Below are 16,411 nucleotides of genomic sequence, written 5' to 3' on the forward strand. Positions count from 1 at the left end.
GACCGCATCCGCCCGCCTGCCCCTCCGCGGGCGTCACCGGTGGGCCCGGGACCGGCATCGGATGGCGGCCCCGTGCCTGCCTGCGTGCGAGTGAACGGAGAGGGTCCGCCCTCGCGTCACCCCCGGCCACGTGATCGGGCCTCCTATGTTGGCTGGCGTGCTACTGAGTTGTGCGTTCGTGAATCTCAAGCCCGGGGTCGGGAAGACGACCAGCGCCGTGTGGCTGGCGCACGCGCTGCATGAGTCCGGCTTCTCGCCGCTGCTCGTCGACGGCGACCCCGCCGGCTCCGCCCTGCGCTGGAGCGAGCTGGCCGACGGATTTCCGTTCCCGGTCGTCGCCCTGCCCGTGGGCGATGTGCACCGCCGGGTCAACGACTTCCTCGGCAACCGGCAGGCGGTCGTGCTGGACGCGCCACAGCTCGAGGACCACCCGCGCATCGCCCGCAGCATCATGCGGTACGCCAACGAATGGATCGTGCCGGTCACCCCAGCCCCCATCGAGCTGGACCGGATGGCTCCCATCCGGGGCGAGATGGGTGACGTGCAGTCCCTACGGGCGGAGCCGGCCCGTACGGCGGTGCTGCTGAACCGTACGAATCGAGCCGACGCCACGCGCACCGGTCCCGACTCCGATGCCCGTGAGGCACTGAACGAGTGGGGCTTCGAGGTGCTGGACACCCACATCGCCCGGCTCGATCTGTACGCGCAGTCGTTCGGGAGCCCGGTGCAGGCCAAGGGCTCGGCGTACATGGATCTCGCCGAGGAACTCATCGAGCGTCAGGAAGCCGTATGAATCAGCGCAAGGACAGGTACCGCGCGGCCCTGCAGCGTGGGGAGGACCCGCCGGCACCGGGGCCCCGCCCGGCCAAGGTCACCACGCTGAACAGCCGGTACGTCCGGGTGACCATCGAGGTCGCACCCGATCTGGAGCAGGATCTGACCCGGTGGGTGAGCACGCCGGTGTCCGCGCTGGTGCTCGCCGGGTCGACCCTCCTTCGCACCCTGACCGGCACGGCCACCGAGGTCTGCCGTCCCGCCGGCGACGGCACCCGCCGCGCGCAGGCGCAGTAGCGCGGCCCCGCACCGACATCGAGGCCCCCTCACCCGCCGGTGAGGGGGCTTGCTCACGGCCGCAGCTCAGCCCGCCCAGCGCCCCGTCAGGAACGCGAGGGCGAAGACCGTGGTCAGCGGGCCCATGAGGCAGAGATAGACGGACTTCATGCGCGGATACCGCAGGCTCCAGGACGCGAGGACGATCCACAGCGGCCACCACAGGAGCGTGGCCCGGGGCATGGACGTGTACCAGTACGAGGTGCCCAGCGCCCACAGTGCGAGAACGATGTACACGGCCTCCGGCCAGTGCCGTCGGCGGATCAGCAGCACCAGCAGCAGGAGCCCGATCACCATGACCAGGAGCTCCGCCTGGAACATGAAGGCGTATCCGGTGGGCCGGCTCCGGCCGAAGGCCGCGTGCCAGGTGTGCGCCCAGGCGTCCCAGGGGGTGTGGAAGGTGCGGTACCAGCCGCGTTCCTGGGCGTGCTTCCACGCCATCCAGTCGCCCGAGTGCGCCTGCAAGTACCAGCTGTAGAGCACCGCGGGCACGGCGGGCAGGGCCAGCCACGGCCAGCGGCGCCCGTGTCCGCACCTGCGGGCCGACAGAAGGAAGTGCACGGCGATCGCGGCGGCGAGGAAGAGGCCGCTGACCCGTACGGTCGTGGCCAGGGCGGTCAGGGCCGCGGCGAGAGGCCAGTTGCACCGGTGGGCGGCGAGCCAGGCGGGCAGGGCGAGGGCGAGGAACAGTGCCTCGGTGTAGCCGGCGGAGAGGAAGACCGCGCACGGGGAGAGCAGCAGGAAGGTGACGGCGCGCCGGCCGACCCTCGGATCGGGCAGGTACAGGCCGGCGATCCGTGCCAGGGCCAGTACGGCGACCGCGCCCGCGACGAAGGAGATCAGCAGCCCGGCCAATGTCCAGTGCGGGACGACGACATGGACCGCACGGAGGAGGAGCGGGAAGCCTGGGAAGAACGCCACCCGGTTGTCCGGGGTGGAGCGCGACGCCCCGGTCTCCCCGGGGAAGTAGCCGTTGCGCGCCACATGCAGATAGTGCGCCCAGTCCCACTGCTCGAACGGCGCCAGGACGGGGCCCGGATCGCGGGCGTCGCCCTCGGACGGAAACAGCCAACGCGCGGCGTAGGCGGTGACCCACAGCCCGACGCGGGTCAGGAGGTAGAGCCACAGCACGTCGCGGTCGGTGCGGGTCAGCCGGGACAGCAGGTGTGTTCCGAGGTGACGCAGCCGGGAGGGCGTACGCGTTCCGGTGGGGGACAGCCGGGAGCATGTAGGTGTTCCGGACGGGGGCTGCGACGCGGCGGGGCGTGCGTTCCATGTCCTGCCGTGGACATGGCCCGGCCGCGTCCTCCGGCGCCTGCCCCGGCCGTTCCCGGGGCGGCGCGGCGCGGCGGGCCGCATCGGTGTCTCGGCACGCCCCGGAGGTGCGGGGGAGCGCTCACGCAGAGCGGGTGACCCAGGTGGCAGAGCGGGCATGGGGGGACTCCAGGAGGGCATGCGGGCGCACGGGACCGCCCGTTGGCGGTCCGGCTGGTCGCCGACGTAGGGGAAGAAGGGTGGGGAGGGCGGGGCTACGGGGTGGTGGTCGAACTGCCCGAGGGGAAGACGGACTCGCTGCCCGCGGAGTTCGGAGGGAACACCGAGTTCCCAGGGACGGTGGGAGGGGGAGTCACCGTGGGAGTCGGAGGGGGCATGCTTCCCTGCGGGGCCGTGCCGGTGGCGGATTCGGGTGCGCCGGGCGTGGACGAGGGCGCCGTCGTACCGGGCGGGACGGTGGAAGTGGGCGACGGCGGCTCGCTCGTGGGCCCCAGCGGCGACTCTCCGGGCGAGGGCTTGACGGCCGGGACCACCGAGGTCTTCTGCCCGGGCAGAAGCGTGACCGCGGCAGCACCCCCGCCCGCGAGGAGCAGGAACGCTCCCGCCACGGCGACGGCGACGCGGCGCCGGTGCACCCGCCGGCCGCGCTCGGCGATGTGCTCCACGGGTGCGGCGACCGCCCGCGCCTGCCCGTGGTCGGCGACTTGCTGGAACAGGGACCGCAGCGGGTCCTGGGGCTCAGGCACCGGGGGCTTCCTCCTCGATTCGCGGTTCCTGCAGGCGGTGGGCGAGTGAGGCCCGCCCGCGGGCCAGATGAGTCTTGACCGTGCTGGCGGACAGGCTCGTCTCCCCGGCGATCTGCTCGACGGTGAGGTCGCACAGGTAGTGCAGGGCCAGCGTCCGGCGCTGCTGCGCGGGCAGTTCGCGCAGCGCGTCCACCAGCGCCACCTGCTCCGGACCCGGCCCCTCGACGTGGGGTGGGGCGCCGCTGCGTCTCCAGGCGTCCGCCGTACGCCGCCGGAAGCGCCAGCGGCTCACGGCCAGACGCCAGGCGACGGTGCGGATCCACGCCTCGGGCCGCCCGTCACGGTCGAGCTGCCCACGCCGGTTCCACGCCTTGACGAACGCCTCTTGCACGACGTCCTGCGCCTCGTACAGGTCGCCGAGCATCACATACAGCTGTCCCGTGAGCCGCGCGACCGTCCGGGCGTAGAACTCTTCGAACTCCTCGACGGTCAACTGCCACTCCCGGTCTCTCGCTTCACCGGGCATACGCCTGGCGGGGGACTTCCGGTCGACATCGCATCCGGAAAACCGGCGTGAGGGTTGTCACGCAACCGACAGGGCGGAATTCGCGTCACGTGCCGGCGGATGCAGGCAGGGCGGCTCCGTCCGGGCGCGGGAACCCCGGATTCGTACGGCGTTGCCCTCGCGGCACGGCGGGCACGGCGGGCACGGTCCTGTGCGCGGCGCCGGCGTCGGTCTGCGGCCATCGATCCTCCAGCGGCGTCGGACCGTTGCGGCGGTCTCCACGGGTGGGTCACCCCGCGTCGTGGCTTGCGCCGGAGGAGGCAGGGGTCTCCTCGGTGAGATCGCCGCTGTCACCGGGCCGTTCCCCCGGAGGTGGCTTTTTCGTGGCACCACGAGATGCCCGGGGCGCCCGGCCACTGCCGCCCTCGTTCCTGGCCGGAGCCGTCCCGCCGGCCTCCTCCCGCCGCGGCGTCCCCTCCCCGGCCCGACCATGGAGGCTGACAATCCCCGCGGCCCGGTGCCACAGTTGGGACATGCATCCCGCTGCCGCACCACGTCGGTCGCTCGCAGCCGCCGGGGCGGCGCGTGAAGTCGTCGAGCTGCTCGAGGTGTTGTGGGAACGAGGGCGGGACAGCGTGTCGACCGCCCCTGTGTCGGCCTCCCAACTCCGTGTGCTCTACATACTGGACCGCGACGAGGGCATCAATCTGCGCACGCTGGGCGAGGTGCTGGGCGCGGCACCCTCCTCCGTCAGCCGCCTCTGCGACCGTCTCCAGGGGCTGGGGTTCGTCGAACGCAGCGCGAGCCCGGCGAGCCGCCGGGAGGTGGAGATCCGGTTGACGGACCGGGGCGAGGCGTATCTCGCCGATCTGCGCGCCCGGCGCGAGGAGGCGCTGCTGATGGCGATCGGCACCATGCCCTCCGCCGCACGCCAGGCTCTGGCCGATGGGCTGGCCGGTTTCCGCATCGCGGTGGAGGAGGCGGATCCGCTGAGGGGCCGGGTGGGACCGTACGTTCGAAGCGGTCAGCCTGACCAGGTTCCGGCAGTCCCGCTAGATCGCTAACATTTGTTGCTCGACAACAGATCGCAGACAGATCGCAGACCGGACAGCGCAGACCACGGATCGCACGACCTCGGATCGCCGGGCCGTCGCCGCAAGCGGCGGCCACCATCGCGGCCCGACGCCCCGACGTCCCGGTGGACGCAGCACGGTCGGAGAACGACTCGATGATGAAGGGAACCGCGTGAGCACGAGCGAGGCCACCGTACGAGAACGCCTGACTCAGGCTCTGGCCGAACGCGAGGACGAGATCGCCGACCGCTGGGTCCAGCTCCAGATGGAACAGGTCGTCCTCGGAACCGACATCAGCGAGGCCGAACTCCGCGAAGAGGCCCGCATCCTCGTCAGCGCCCTGACCGGCGGTCTGGCGAGCGGAGTTCCGGTGAACCGGCTCGTCACCTCCCACAGCGACCTGAACGAGGCCGTGACGGAGCTGTCGCTGCGCCGGGCCCGCGCCGGGGCCACGCCGACCGCGACCTCGCTCGCGGTGCTGGCCCTCAAGGAAGCCCTGCTCCACGCCGTACAGGGCGGCACGCGCGACGCCGAGGAGCTCTTCACCGCCGCCGTGTTCATCAACCGGCTGCTGGACCCCGCCGGCGCGCTGTCGTTCGAGGTGTACGTCGAGGGCCGCGAGGAGATCATCCGCCGCCAGAGCCAGCAGCTCATGGAGCTGTCGACCCCGGTCGTCCGGCTGTGGCGCCAGGTGCTGGCCGTTCCGCTGATCGGCACCCTCGACACCGCACGGACCCAAGTGGTCATGGAGAACCTGCTGCAGGCGATCCAGGAGCACGAGGCGCTCGTCGCGATCATCGACATCACCGGCGTCCCGACCGTGGACACCGCCGTCGCCCAGCACCTGATGCAGACGGTCAACGCAGTACGGCTGATGGGCGCCGACTGCGTCATCAGCGGCATCCGGCCGCCGATCGCGCAGACCATCGCCCAGCTCGGCATCGACCTGTCGACGATCCTCACCCGGGCCACGCTCGCCGACGCGCTCTCGGCCGCGGTCAAGCTCACCGACGGAGCGGCACCCGAAGAGGAAGCGCTGTCCCTCCGGTGACCACGCGCCGGCCTACGGGCGTTCCGATCCTGCGGCTGGGCGACGTCCTGGTGACAGGGCTGCTCAACGAGCTCGACGACACGGCCGCGATGGCCTTCACCGAGGAGCTCACCGAACGTGTCTCCTCCGAGGGCGCGCGCGGGGTCCTCATCGACATCTCACGGCTGGAGATCATCGACTCCTTCGTGGCCCGCACCATGATGGAACTCAGCACGGTCGCCCGTCTGTTGGGCGCCCGGGTCATCGTCGCCGGCATGCGGCCCGCCGTGGCGATCACCCTCGTCGAACTCGGCGTCGAACTGGTCGGAGTGGAGACCGCGCTCAACGCGGAGCAGGGCATGACCGCTCTGGGCTGGCAGCAGACCGACCGTATCGAGCGGCCGTCGGAAAGGCCCCGGCATGGCGCTCCCCGGTGAGCCGGCGCTCGCCGCGTCCGTTCCGCCCCAGCCGGGGGGACGTCAACCGGACCAGGGGGATGCGGTGACGTACGAGGTGCGGACGGAAGAGGACCTGCTGGAGGTCCGGCACGCGGTGCGTGCGGCGACCGTCGAGGTCGGCTTCGGGCTCGTCGACCAGACGCGTGTGATCACCGCGGCCAGTGAACTCGCGCGCAACGCCTTCGTGCACGGCGGTGGCGGCACGCTCACCATCGACTACCCGCGGCGTTCGGGCGCCCGAGGGCTGCGCCTGGTCGTCAAGGACGACGGACCCGGCATCGCGGACCTCAACACCGCCCTCCAGGACGGATTCACCACCGGCGGGGGACTGGGCCACGGTCTCGGCGGCGCGCGCCGCCTCATGGACGACTTCGCCGTCCACTCCTCCTCCGGCGAGGGGACGATCGTGATCGCCACGCGGTGGAGGGCGCGGTGACGGCCTCGGTCGCTCCGCCGACCGTCCAGGTGCGCGTCGACCACCACAGCGCCGTGCACCTGGCGGCCGCGTCGGCGCGCGGTGTCGCGCAGCAGTGCGGTATGCCCGGCGCGCTGCCGGACCAGGCGGCGGTCATCGCCTCCGAACTGGCCAGCAACCTCCACAAGCACGCCAGGGACGGCACGCTCTACGTACAGCCCCTGCCGCTCGGCGAGGGGCTGGAGATCCTCACGGCGGACCGCGGCCCCGGGATCCCCGAGATCGAACGCTGTATGTCCGACGGCTACACGACCTCGGGGACGCTGGGGGCGGGCCTCGGCGCGGTCAGCCGGATCGCCACCGTCTTCACCATCCGCAGCAGGGCGGGTGAGGACTCGGACGCCGGAACCCTGGTCTGCGCCCGCCTGACACCACCCGGCGGCCGGGAAGCGGCACAGCAGTCCATAGGAGCGCTGTGCCTTCCGGTCGAGGGGGAGGAGGAGTGCGGAGACGCCTGCGCCGTGGTCGACACCGGTGAGAGCCGCACCGCCACCGTCGTCGACGGGCTCGGCCACGGTACGGACGCGGCGCACGCGGCCCGTACCGCGCTCCAGACCTTCCACAGCAGCCCCGAACGACCGCTGCCCGAGCTGCTCGCCGCCATGCACCGTGCCCTCCGCCACACGCGCGGTGCCGCCGTCGGTGTCCTGCGCCTGCACGACCGACAGGCCGACTACTGCGGGATCGGGAATGTCCGGGTGGTGACGCTCTCGGGCCGGCAGGTGGACCACCGGATGGGCGGACAGCCCGGAATCGTCGGCTGGAGCATGCCTTCGCCGCAGGTCCGCCGCCTGCCCCTGCCCTCCGGAGCGACCGCCGTCCTGCACAGCGACGGCGTGGACGCGCGGTGGGCCCATGCGTCACCGCTTCATCTGCTGAGACTCCCCCCACCCTTGCTGTCCGCCGCGCTCGTTCACGGTCACCGCCGTTCGCGCGACGACGCCACGGTGCTCACAGCCAAGCAACCCCAGAGGCCGCGATGACCCCCACCCCCCTCAGATGCGCCACCAAACCGGAGCTGGTGCGTGCCGTGCGTGCCGCCGCCCGGGCCCAGGCGCTTCCCGTGGACGTGAGGGCCCGGCTCGTCCTCGCCGTGAGCGCTGTCGCCGAGGACGTGCTGGCGGCGGGGGAGCCCGTCAGCCTGACGTGGGGTGCGGACGCCCGATCCGAGGACGGTGCGTGCCTCCTCACCCTCGCGTTCGGCTCTCCGCGGGCCGGGGCCGCGAAGGGCGGGACCGAACTCGCCCTGCCCGCCGCGTCGGTGACGGCCGACGCGGTGGTCTGGAGGCTGCCGGTGGCCGCCGGCATCACGGACGGCGCGGATCGTAGGGGCCGGGTGAGCGGCACAGGGGACGCGGGCACCGGCGACGCGGAGGCGCGCGCCTCGGACCTGGCCGACTTCGAGGAGGAGCTGCGGGCCGTCGTCACCAGGGCTGACGCACTGAGCGCCGACCACCGGCGCCTCAAGGACGAACTCTCCGAGACCAACAGCGGCGTTCTCGCGTTGTACGTGCAACTCGACGAGCGGGACGAGGCGCTGCGCAACGCACACGGCCAGACCCTCCGCGAGCTCGAGGACGCGCTGCGCCCGGCCCCCATCAAGGTCGACGGCGTCGAACTCGCCGTCCACTACGAGCCCGCCGGGACCGACGCGCCCACCGGCGGAGACCTCTACGACTGGTTCGTCCTGCCCGACGGCACTCTGCACATCACCATCGTCGACGCCCTCGGCCACGGCGTGACCAGTACGCGCGGCGCGCTCAACGTCACCCACGCCGTACGGACCCTGGCCCTCGAAGGGCACGACCTGCGGTCGATCGTCGGCCGCACCGACGAGATCCTGCTGTCCTTCGACCGGCAGACCATGGCCACCGTGCTCCTCGTCCGGCTGAACCCGGTCACAGGCGAACTGCTGCTCGCCAACGGGAGCCACCCGCCCGCCCTGCTGCTGCGCGCCGAGGGTACGGCCGGCTATCTCGAGGTGCGCGGACGCGGCATCGGCTTCCCCCTGCCGGGCAGCGACGGGCTGCTCACCGAGCAGATGGCCCCGGGAGACCTCCTCGTGCTCTACACCGACGGTCTCACCGAGAGCCGCCGGGACCCGCTGGAGGGCGAGAGCCGCCTCATCGAGGCGGCGCGCAAGCATGCGCTCGGGCCCATCGACCACATCCCCGGTGCCATCGCGGACGATATGCACACGGTGATCCTCCACCCCGACGACACCCTGGCCCTCGCGGTGCGGCTCTCGGGAACGGGCTTCACCCGCGGCTGAGGCGAGCCGAGCGCGGCGTCCATCCGCCGTACGGCGTACGGGTGTTGGAGCATCCCGTCGCACGCCGGGGACCGCCCGCGCAGGGACCGCCCGCGCAGGGGCCGCCCCGCCAGTTACTGCCCGCGCAGGGACCCCCACGACCACGCCGGGAACCGCCCGCGCAGGGACCGTCGAAGCCGCGGGCCGTCCACGCCGGGGCCGTCCACGCCGGGGCCGTCCACGCACGGGCCCCCACGACGTGACCGGCCCACCGCTGTGACCGCGTGCGGCGGACGGTGCCCCCGCCGGGCACCGTCCGCCGCGGATCGCGTACGGGGCTCATGCCCCGATGAGCCTGCTGAACTTCTGCTCGTAGGCTGTCTCCTCGTCCTGGCTGAGCGAGCGGAACGTGTGCGACTTCTCGGTCATCTCCTCGTCCGGCAGAATGAGCGGGTTGTCCGCCAGGTCCGGATCGATCTGCTCCAGCTCCTCGCGTACCCCGTCGACCGGGCACACGTAGTTGATCCAGGCGGCGAGACGGGCGGCCACCTTGGGCTCGTAGAAGTAGTCGATGAGCCGCTCGGCGTTCTGCTTGTGGCGCGCCCTGTTGGGGATCATCAAGTTGTCGGTGGAGGTCATGTAACCGGCGTCCGGTATGGCGAACTTGATCTCCGGGTTGTCCGCCTGGAGCTGGACCAGGTCACCGGCCCAGGCCAGACACGCGGCGATTTTGCCCTTCTTGAGGTCGTCGATGTAGTCGTTGCCGGTGAAGCGGCGGACCTGCCCGCGGTCCACCGTGCGCTGGAGGCGTGCGATCGCGGCGTCGTAGTCGTCGGTGGTGAACTGCTCGGGACGCTGGGACATGTCGAGGAGCGTCATGCCGACGGTGTCGCGCATCTCCGTCAGCAGGCCGACCCGGCCCTTGAGGCGCGAGTCCTCCAGCAGTTGTTCCATGGAGTCGACTTTTCGCCCGTCGGTCGCCTTCTCGTTGTACGCGATCACCGCGAAAATGCCGGTCCAGGCGTAGGAATAAATGCGCGCGGGATCCCAGTCGAGGCCACGGAACTGGGCGGAGAGATTGGCATATGCGTTGGGCAGATTGCTCACGTTCAGCTTCTGCACCCAGCCGTTGCGGACGAATCGCGCGGCCATCCAATCGGTGAGGCAGATCAGGTCCCGCCCGGTGCCCCGCCCTCCGTGCAGGCGCGGCTTGATCTTCTCGTAGAATTCGAGGTTCGAGTTGATGTCCTCGGTGTACTCGACCTTGATGCCGGTGCGGCGCCGGAAAGTGTCGAGTGTCGGGTGGCTCTTCTTGTCCTCGCTGACATCGATGTAGCCCAGCCAGTTCGAGAACCGGACCGTCTTCTCGTCCCCGGAGAAGTCCTCGATGTCGCTGCTCGCACTCTGTCCCCCGGACGGTCCGCCGCAGCCGGCGACGACGCCGGCCCCGGCTGTGCCCAGCGCGAACGCGCCCGCCGTGCGCAGCATCGATCTGCGCGTCAGTGCGCCCCGGCCGCTGGTGAGACTGCGCAGCATCGCCTCCCGCTGCGGCCGGGTGAGCCCGTCCGGCCGGTGGTGCCGCTCCATGTGGTGGCCGCCTCTCTGAACAATCCATGGCGGAAGAGGCCGGCCACTTCGGGTATCGGCCCCCTCGCCTCTGCCGTCAGACACTACGCACGGAAACGGTGACCGGGATCCCGAATTCCCCGAAATTCTTACGGCAGTTCGTGGGAGCGATGTGATTCCGCGCAGTGTGTCGGGCTATGGGTGAGTACGGCTAATCGCGGCGGCGGGTTTCATCGCCTCCCGACATCGTGACCCGTACGCCTTTCATCGCGCGTAGCGTGCCTGCGCTGACAGAACAGTCAGAATGGCGGCCGCCTTCCAGCGCCCGACCGGGGGCGGCCCGGGTGCGCTTCCGAGGTGTTCGAAATCCGGGCTCCGGAGAATGCATGGCGCAACACCACGGCTTTTTCTCCGTGGTGTCCAACGGGATTTCGGTGGTGCCGAGTCCGGGACTCCGGCGCCGCGGGTGCGTCATCGGGGGCGGAGCGTCCGGCCCGCGGCCCGGCGGTCCGTTCTGCCCTCCGGAAGAACCGCATGCCCTTTCCGCGCCGTACAGCCAGTGGCCGCAACGGCCTCGGTGGGACCACGGAAGGACATCACGGAGTGAACGACGAACGACCGGCCCCGCGCCGGCATCGCAGGCCGAAACATGCGCTGATCGCCTGCGCATTCCTGGGGGTTCTCGCCTCCTCCCTCGCCGCATTCGGCGCCCAGACCCCCGCCCGTGCCGGTGAACGCCCCACTGCCGTCGTGCACATGGGCGACTCCTACGCATCGGGCGAGGGCGGGCGCTGGGCGGGAAACACCAGCGAACCCGACGAGCCCGGAAATCACGACTTCCGCGGAACGGACCTCGCGAAATACCGTGACGCCTCCGGAAAGTGGCGTACGGACAAGAACCGCGTCTACACCGCGGACTCCATCGACAACCGCTGCCACCGCTCCGACAGGTCGGCCATCGCCTCCACCCCGGCGATCGACGTCGACGCCCGGATCAACCTCGCCTGTTCGGGCGCGAACGCCAAGAACGTCTGGCGCAGCAGCCACGGCGGCGAGTCCACCCGCGGCGAGGCTCCCCAGGCCGACCGGCTCGCCGCCCTCGCCAAGACCCATGACATCAAGGCGATCTACCTGGGCATCGGCGGCAACGACGCCGGCTTCGCCAAGATCGCCTACATCTGCATCCGCGGCTATCTGACGACGCCCCCCGGGCTGGAGAACCGCTGCCGGGCGAACATCCGCAAGGAGTTCGAGCCCCGCTTCGAGGAGGTGCGGAAGCAGGTCGTCAAGTCGCTCAAGGAGATCCGGGCGGTCATGTCCGAGGCGGGCAAGAGCCCCTCGGAGTACCGGCTCTACCTCACGGGCTACCCCAACGTGTTCCCCGACGCCCGCAATGTGGCGTACAAGGAGCACGGCCCCGGCCGCGCGTACACCGGGCACTGCCCGCTCTGGGACGAGGACTTCGACTACATGGAGAAGGGCTTCGTGCCGCGCCTCAACGCCAGTATGCGGCTCGCCGCCCACCAGGTGCAGGACGTCGCGTTCCTCGACACCCGGGACACCTTCGACGGCCACGGCGTCTGCGACAAACGCACGGTGCGCGGGGTGACGGGCGAGCCGGCGAAGCACCCCGAGAAGGCCGAGTGGGGGCGGTTCCTGGACTACGACCACCGCTTCCTCGACCTCCTCACCATCCACGGCCAGGGCGACGGCGGCCAGGAGAGCCTGCACCCCAACGCCTACGGCCAGCAGGCGCTCGGCAACTGCCTGGAGAAGGCGTACCGGCGCAGCTACGCCACCGTGAAGTGCAGCGGCGGCCCCGGGCTCGCACCCACGGCGATGACCATGCGGGCGGACGCCACCCCGCAGTTCCACCACCCGGGCGCGGCACCGATCCCGGGGAGCAGCGAGGACAGGCCGTACAGCACCAGCGTGAAGGTGCCCTCGGGGCTGGACACCCCGGGCGGTCTGGGCCTTCTCGAGGTCGAGCTCGACCACCCGCGCAATACGGACCTGAGTATCGAACTCCGTACGCCCAGCGGCAAGGTCCACACCCTCGCGCGGGCCGGGACGCTGTCCGTCCACACCAAGGTGAAGCGGTTCACGGTCCCGCTGGAGAAGGAGGAGGCGGGCACGTACACGCTGAAGGTCCGCGACCACACCGGCGGCAGGAACGGCACGGTCACGAAGTGGAGCCTGGCGGCATTCTGACCCGGCCGACGCCGGTACGGTGACCGGCCCCCGTCCCGCGCGGGGTCCGGTCAGCCAGGCGGCGTCCGACTTCTTCGGGCGCCGCCTCCGGTCACTTCTCCTCGGTCCCGGTCCGGCATCGCCGATCACCTCCTGCGACGCCCGCTCGCCCTTGCTCAAGTCGCACCGAAAGTACGGCACTTCGCATACGACGGCGATCTTGAGTCCCTCGGCCTGGCGTGCCGCGGTGGCCGGAACGGCCCGCGACGAAGGACCTGCCGCCGGCCACTGGAGAAACCCGGTGCCGCTCTCCCTCTCGGGTGCCCTCACGTGCGCCGGTCCACAGATCCGACAGTTCCCGCCGCAGATCACCACTACCGGCCCCACGCCCGTGGCCCGACGCTGGAGCCATGAACAGCTCGACCTCCCCGGCCGTCACCACGCTCACCAGCAGCGTGAACGGCCTGCACAGCAACACCCACCTTGTCCACGCGCCCGACGGCATCATCGTGTTGGACCCGCCGATGCTTCTCTCGGACGCGCGAGCCGTCCGCGACCACATGCGCGACCTGGACGCGCCGCTCGCCGCCGTCATCTACACCCACCCCCACCCCGACCACGTCAACGGCGGTACGGAGATCCGCGGTGACCGCGGGGTCCCGGTGTACGCCACACCTGAGACCGACCAGGTCAGCAGGGAGATCGACGGTCCGAAGCGGGAGTTCTGGACCCCGATGTTCCCCGACGACTACCCCCCGGTCACCACGTTCGCGACCGTACTGGTCAAGGGCGGTGAAACGGTGACGATCGCCGGCCTGGACTTCGCCGTCCTCGACATCGGTGCGGGCGAGTGTGCCACCGGAGCGCTGTGGATCACCGGCGACGAAGCCTTCGTCGGAGACCTGGCGTACTCGCACGTCCATCCCTGGCTCTACGAAGCCCGCACCCACGCATGGCTCCGCCAACTCGACAGCGCCGAACCCGTACTGGCGGGCAAGCGCCTGCACGTCGGGCACGGCCCCGCAGGCGGTGTCGAACTGCTGGAGAAGCAGGCGCGCTACATCCGCGTCTACCAGGACACCGTGCGTCGGCTCTCCGGCGGGCGGCCCAGCCTCGACGATGCGGCCAAGGCCGAACTGCTGCGCACCATGGACCAGTTCTGGCCCGGCGCACCGTTGAGCAACCTCGTGACGATGAGCGCCGACCCCGTGGCCGCCGAACTCGGCCAGTCGGCAGAACTGCCCTCCTGAGGCGTGCTGATGCTGCTCCGGCCGTCGCGAACTCCCCGGGGCGGGAGCGCCACGGGCGCAGCGTGGTCGCCTGTTGGTTCGGCATCGGAGGCGTAGCCGGGGCGCCTCCCAACCCGCCCGGGAGCGGACGGTCGGGACGCGGCGGAGGTCCTCAGCCCTCCGCCGCCTCCCGCGGAAGGCGGACGCGGAAGACCGTGCGGCCCGGCCGGCTGGTGAGATCGACGACGCCGCGGTGGGCCGCTGTCACCGCGTGGGTGATGGCCAGGCCCAGGCCCGTGCCGCCCTCGCTGCGCGAGCGGCCGTTGTCGGAGCGGACGAAGCGGTCGAAGATCCCGGACTGCATCTCCTGCGGTATGCCCGGCCCGTCGTCCTCGACCAGGACCTCCACCCCGCCGTCCCGCTCGGCCAGCGCAACCGTGACGCAGGTGCCGGACGGCGTGTGCGTACGGGCGTTGGACAGCAGGTTCGTCAGCACCTGCTGCAGTCCGCGCTCGTCGCCGTGCACCACCACCGGCTCCTCCGGCAGGTCCATCACCCAGCGGTGTGCGGAGCCCGCGGCACGTGCGTCGCTCACCGCGTCCAGGATGAGGCGGGTCAGGTCCACCGGTGCGCTCGCGAGGGTGCGGCCCGCGTCCAGCCGGGCCAGCAGCAGGAGGTCGTCGACGAGTTCGCCCATCCGTACGGACTCGCACTGGATACGGCCCAGGGCGTGGTGGACCTCGTCCGGCACCGGCCCCGTGTGGCGCATCGCCAGCTCCGCGTGACCGCGGATCGAGGCGACCGGGGTGCGCAGTTCGTGGCTGGCATCCGCGGCGAAGCGGCGCAGCCGCTCCTCGCTGGCGTGCCGGCGGGTGAGCGACTCCTCGACGTGCTGGAGCATCCGGTTGAACGCGCCGCCCACGCGGCCCACTTCGGTGCGCGCGTCGGCGTCCGGTACGCGCGGCGGCATGGCGACCTCGCCGTCCGAGAGCGGCAGCCGGGCGACGTCGGAGGCGGTCGCGGCCACGCGGCGCAGCGGCCGCAGCGACAGCCGTACCCACACCGCGCCTGCCACGCCGGTGACGAGCAGCGCCGCCCCGAACACGATCGCCGCCACCATCTCCAGGTTGCGGACGGTGTCCTCGACCGGTTCCAGCGGCAGGCCGGTGACGAGGGTGTCGCCGACCGGTCCCGTCGTGCCGATCACGCGGTACTCGCCGAGCGTGGAGAGCGTGATCGTGCGGCCCTTGTGGTCCGCGGGCACCTTCGTCAGGGCGCGGCGGTCGGCGCCGGTGAGCGGCACGACGCGTTCGGACCGGTCGCGGACCACGGCGGCCCGGGTCACCCTCCCGCCCAGCACGCAGGCGCCGAAGGTGCCGGCGGCCTGCCCTCGGGTGTCGGGCCCCCCGCCGTACGGGGTGCGCTTCTTCGCCGGGTCCAGGCTGGCCGGGAAGTGCGCGCCGACCGTGGTCAGTTGCTGGTCGACACGGTGGAGCAGGAATTGCTGGAGCGCGGTGGTGGTCGCGACGCCGACGGCCAGACAGCTCAGCGCGAGCAGCACCACCAGCCCGAGGGTGAGCCGCGCCCTCAGGCTCCGTGGCGCGGGCAGGCGGGGGAGTCCCTTCGGAAGGCGAAGGCGTCTCCCGGGCGGGCGCGGGGGGCGCGGGGGGCGCGGCGGACTCGGAGGACTGGGGGGACTCATCGCGGATCCGGCTTCAGGACGTAGCCGACGCCGCGGACGGTGTGAATCAGCGGGCTGCGACCTTGGTCGATCTTCTTCCGCAGATAGCTGATGTAGAGCTCCACGACGTGCGCCTGGCCGCCGAAGTCGTAGGACCACACGCGGTCGAGGATCCGGGCCTTGGACAGGACGCGGCGCGGGTTGCGCATCAGGAAGCGCAGCAGCTCGAACTCGGTCGGGCTCAGGTCCACGACCTGGCCGCCCCGGGTCACCTCCCGGGCGTCCTCGTCCATCACCAGGTCCCCGACGGTCAGCAGCTTCGCCGTGTCCGTGGCCCGCGTCATGCCGGCCCGGCGCAGCAGCCCGCGCAGCCGGGCGAGCACCTCCTCCAGGCTGAAGGGCTTGGTGACGTAGTCGTCGCCGCCCGCCGTGATCCCGGCGATACGGTCCTCCACCGCGTCGCGCGCCGTCAGGAACAGCACGCACACGCCCGGCGCCTCGGCCCGCAGCCGGTGCAGGACCTCCAGCCCGTTGATGTCGGGCAGCATCACGTCCAGCACCACCGCGTCGGGGCGGAACCCGGTGGCGGTGGCGACCGCCTGCTCGCCCGTGCCCGCCGTCGCCACGTCGAAGCCCTCGCTGCGCAGGACGTCGGCCAGGATGCCCGCCAGGTCGGGTTCGTCGTCGACGACGAGGACGCGCACCGGCGAGCCGTCGGGGTGGTGCAGGCCGGCGGGGGCGGGCGTGCGGGACTCCGGCGTACGCGGGTCGGGCGTACGGGTCTCAGCCGTACGGGTCTCGGCAGATCTCATGGTCCCGGCA

At 71.6% G+C, this 16,411-nt stretch carries 16 protein-coding genes; 10 read left to right on the forward strand and 6 right to left on the reverse strand.

The annotated features are described in order from the left end of the window. Positions 1-178: 178 nt before the first annotated feature. Together ACGFNH_RS12180 and ACGFNH_RS12185 are read left to right on the forward strand one after the other, a co-directional pair. Entirely contained in the window at positions 179-793 is a 615-nt protein-coding gene (locus tag ACGFNH_RS12180; protein ID WP_393652990.1) for a hypothetical protein, read from the forward strand. Next, the gene (locus ACGFNH_RS12185; protein ID WP_393652991.1) at positions 790-1,071 is read left to right on the forward strand and encodes a hypothetical protein; all 282 of its coding nucleotides are present in this window, start codon (positions 790-792) and stop codon (positions 1,069-1,071) included. Before ACGFNH_RS12180 ends, ACGFNH_RS12185 begins: the two co-directional genes overlap by 4 nt. A gap of 66 nt (positions 1,072-1,137) precedes the next feature. Here the strand turns inward: ACGFNH_RS12185 and ACGFNH_RS12190 are convergent, their stop codons facing one another. The 3 genes from ACGFNH_RS12190 to ACGFNH_RS12200 form a co-directional block, all read right to left on the reverse strand. After that, positions 1,138-2,469, reverse strand: a complete 1,332-nt coding sequence (locus ACGFNH_RS12190) for a mannosyltransferase family protein (protein WP_393653543.1) — start codon at positions 2,467-2,469, stop codon at positions 1,138-1,140. 170 nt (positions 2,470-2,639) lie between these two features. Continuing rightward, positions 2,640-3,131: a hypothetical protein gene (locus tag ACGFNH_RS12195; RefSeq protein ID WP_393652992.1), complete on the reverse strand. Its 492-nt coding sequence runs from the start codon at positions 3,129-3,131 to the stop codon at positions 2,640-2,642. Further along, the gene (locus ACGFNH_RS12200) at positions 3,124-3,624 is read right to left on the reverse strand and encodes a SigE family RNA polymerase sigma factor (RefSeq protein WP_393652993.1); all 501 of its coding nucleotides are present in this window, start codon (positions 3,622-3,624) and stop codon (positions 3,124-3,126) included. Before ACGFNH_RS12200 ends, ACGFNH_RS12195 begins: the two co-directional genes overlap by 8 nt. Before the next feature lie 545 nt (positions 3,625-4,169). Between ACGFNH_RS12200 and ACGFNH_RS12205 the strand changes: the two genes are divergently transcribed. The 6 genes from ACGFNH_RS12205 to ACGFNH_RS12230 all read left to right on the forward strand — a co-directional run bounded on the left by ACGFNH_RS12205 (position 4,170) and on the right by ACGFNH_RS12230 (position 8,944). After that, positions 4,170-4,700, forward strand: coding sequence for a MarR family transcriptional regulator (locus ACGFNH_RS12205; protein ID WP_393652994.1), 531 nt, complete (start codon positions 4,170-4,172; stop codon positions 4,698-4,700). A gap of 181 nt (positions 4,701-4,881) precedes the next feature. Then, the gene (locus tag ACGFNH_RS12210; protein WP_393652995.1) at positions 4,882-5,760 is read left to right on the forward strand and encodes an STAS domain-containing protein; all 879 of its coding nucleotides are present in this window, start codon (positions 4,882-4,884) and stop codon (positions 5,758-5,760) included. After that, positions 5,757-6,176 (forward strand): STAS domain-containing protein, encoded by a 420-nt coding sequence (locus ACGFNH_RS12215; RefSeq protein ID WP_393652996.1) that lies wholly within the window; start codon positions 5,757-5,759, stop codon positions 6,174-6,176. Before ACGFNH_RS12210 ends, ACGFNH_RS12215 begins: the two co-directional genes overlap by 4 nt. A gap of 64 nt (positions 6,177-6,240) precedes the next feature. Next, complete coding sequence (locus ACGFNH_RS12220; protein ID WP_393652997.1) at positions 6,241-6,633, forward strand: ATP-binding protein; 393 nt, start codon at positions 6,241-6,243, stop codon at positions 6,631-6,633. After that, complete coding sequence (locus ACGFNH_RS12225; RefSeq protein ID WP_393652998.1) at positions 6,630-7,655, forward strand: SpoIIE family protein phosphatase; 1,026 nt, start codon at positions 6,630-6,632, stop codon at positions 7,653-7,655. The genes ACGFNH_RS12220 and ACGFNH_RS12225 overlap by 4 nt, the downstream gene beginning before the upstream one ends. Next, positions 7,652-8,944: a PP2C family protein-serine/threonine phosphatase gene (locus ACGFNH_RS12230; protein WP_393652999.1), complete on the forward strand. Its 1,293-nt coding sequence runs from the start codon at positions 7,652-7,654 to the stop codon at positions 8,942-8,944. The genes ACGFNH_RS12225 and ACGFNH_RS12230 overlap by 4 nt, the downstream gene beginning before the upstream one ends. Positions 8,945-9,262: 318 nt before the next feature. On the opposite strand, the gene ACGFNH_RS12235 is transcribed toward ACGFNH_RS12230, so the two are convergent. Continuing rightward, entirely contained in the window at positions 9,263-10,510 is a 1,248-nt protein-coding gene (locus ACGFNH_RS12235; RefSeq protein ID WP_393653000.1) for a PotD/PotF family extracellular solute-binding protein, read from the reverse strand. Between the two features lie 582 nt (positions 10,511-11,092). Here ACGFNH_RS12235 and ACGFNH_RS12240 point away from each other — a divergent pair. Then, a complete protein-coding gene (locus ACGFNH_RS12240; protein ID WP_393653001.1) occupies positions 11,093-12,700 on the forward strand; it encodes a proprotein convertase P-domain-containing protein in 1,608 nt (535 codons plus the stop codon). Between the two features lie 389 nt (positions 12,701-13,089). Then, entirely contained in the window at positions 13,090-13,929 is an 840-nt protein-coding gene (locus ACGFNH_RS12245) for an MBL fold metallo-hydrolase (protein WP_393653002.1), read from the forward strand. A gap of 151 nt (positions 13,930-14,080) precedes the next feature. Here the strand turns inward: ACGFNH_RS12245 and ACGFNH_RS12250 are convergent, their stop codons facing one another. Beyond that, positions 14,081-15,472, reverse strand: coding sequence for a sensor histidine kinase (locus ACGFNH_RS12250; protein ID WP_393653003.1), 1,392 nt, complete (start codon positions 15,470-15,472; stop codon positions 14,081-14,083). Positions 15,473-15,606: 134 nt separating this feature from the next. Further along, positions 15,607-16,401, reverse strand: a complete 795-nt coding sequence (locus ACGFNH_RS12255; protein ID WP_393653004.1) for a response regulator transcription factor — start codon at positions 16,399-16,401, stop codon at positions 15,607-15,609. Positions 16,402-16,411 lie beyond the last annotated feature (10 nt).

Source organism: Streptomyces sp. NPDC048639 (assembly GCF_043199075.1).
Classification (GTDB): domain Bacteria; phylum Actinomycetota; class Actinomycetes; order Streptomycetales; family Streptomycetaceae; genus Streptomyces.

Bases quoted from the DNA above. Each gene is read 5' to 3' on its own strand.
- ACGFNH_RS12185 (WP_393652991.1), top strand. From the start codon at position 790: ATGAATCAGCGCAAGGACAGGTACCGCGCGGCCCTGCAGCGTGGGGAG.
- ACGFNH_RS12190 (WP_393653543.1), bottom strand. From the start codon at position 2,469: ATGCGGCCCGCCGCGCCGCGCCGCCCCGGGAACGGCCGGGGCAGGCGC.
- ACGFNH_RS12205 (WP_393652994.1), top strand. From the start codon at position 4,170: ATGCATCCCGCTGCCGCACCACGTCGGTCGCTCGCAGCCGCCGGGGCG.
- ACGFNH_RS12230 (WP_393652999.1), top strand. From the start codon at position 7,652: ATGACCCCCACCCCCCTCAGATGCGCCACCAAACCGGAGCTGGTGCGT.
- ACGFNH_RS12235 (WP_393653000.1), bottom strand. From the start codon at position 10,510: ATGGAGCGGCACCACCGGCCGGACGGGCTCACCCGGCCGCAGCGGGAG.
- ACGFNH_RS12245 (WP_393653002.1), top strand. From the start codon at position 13,090: ATGAACAGCTCGACCTCCCCGGCCGTCACCACGCTCACCAGCAGCGTG.
- ACGFNH_RS12255 (WP_393653004.1), bottom strand. From the start codon at position 16,401: ATGAGATCTGCCGAGACCCGTACGGCTGAGACCCGTACGCCCGACCCG.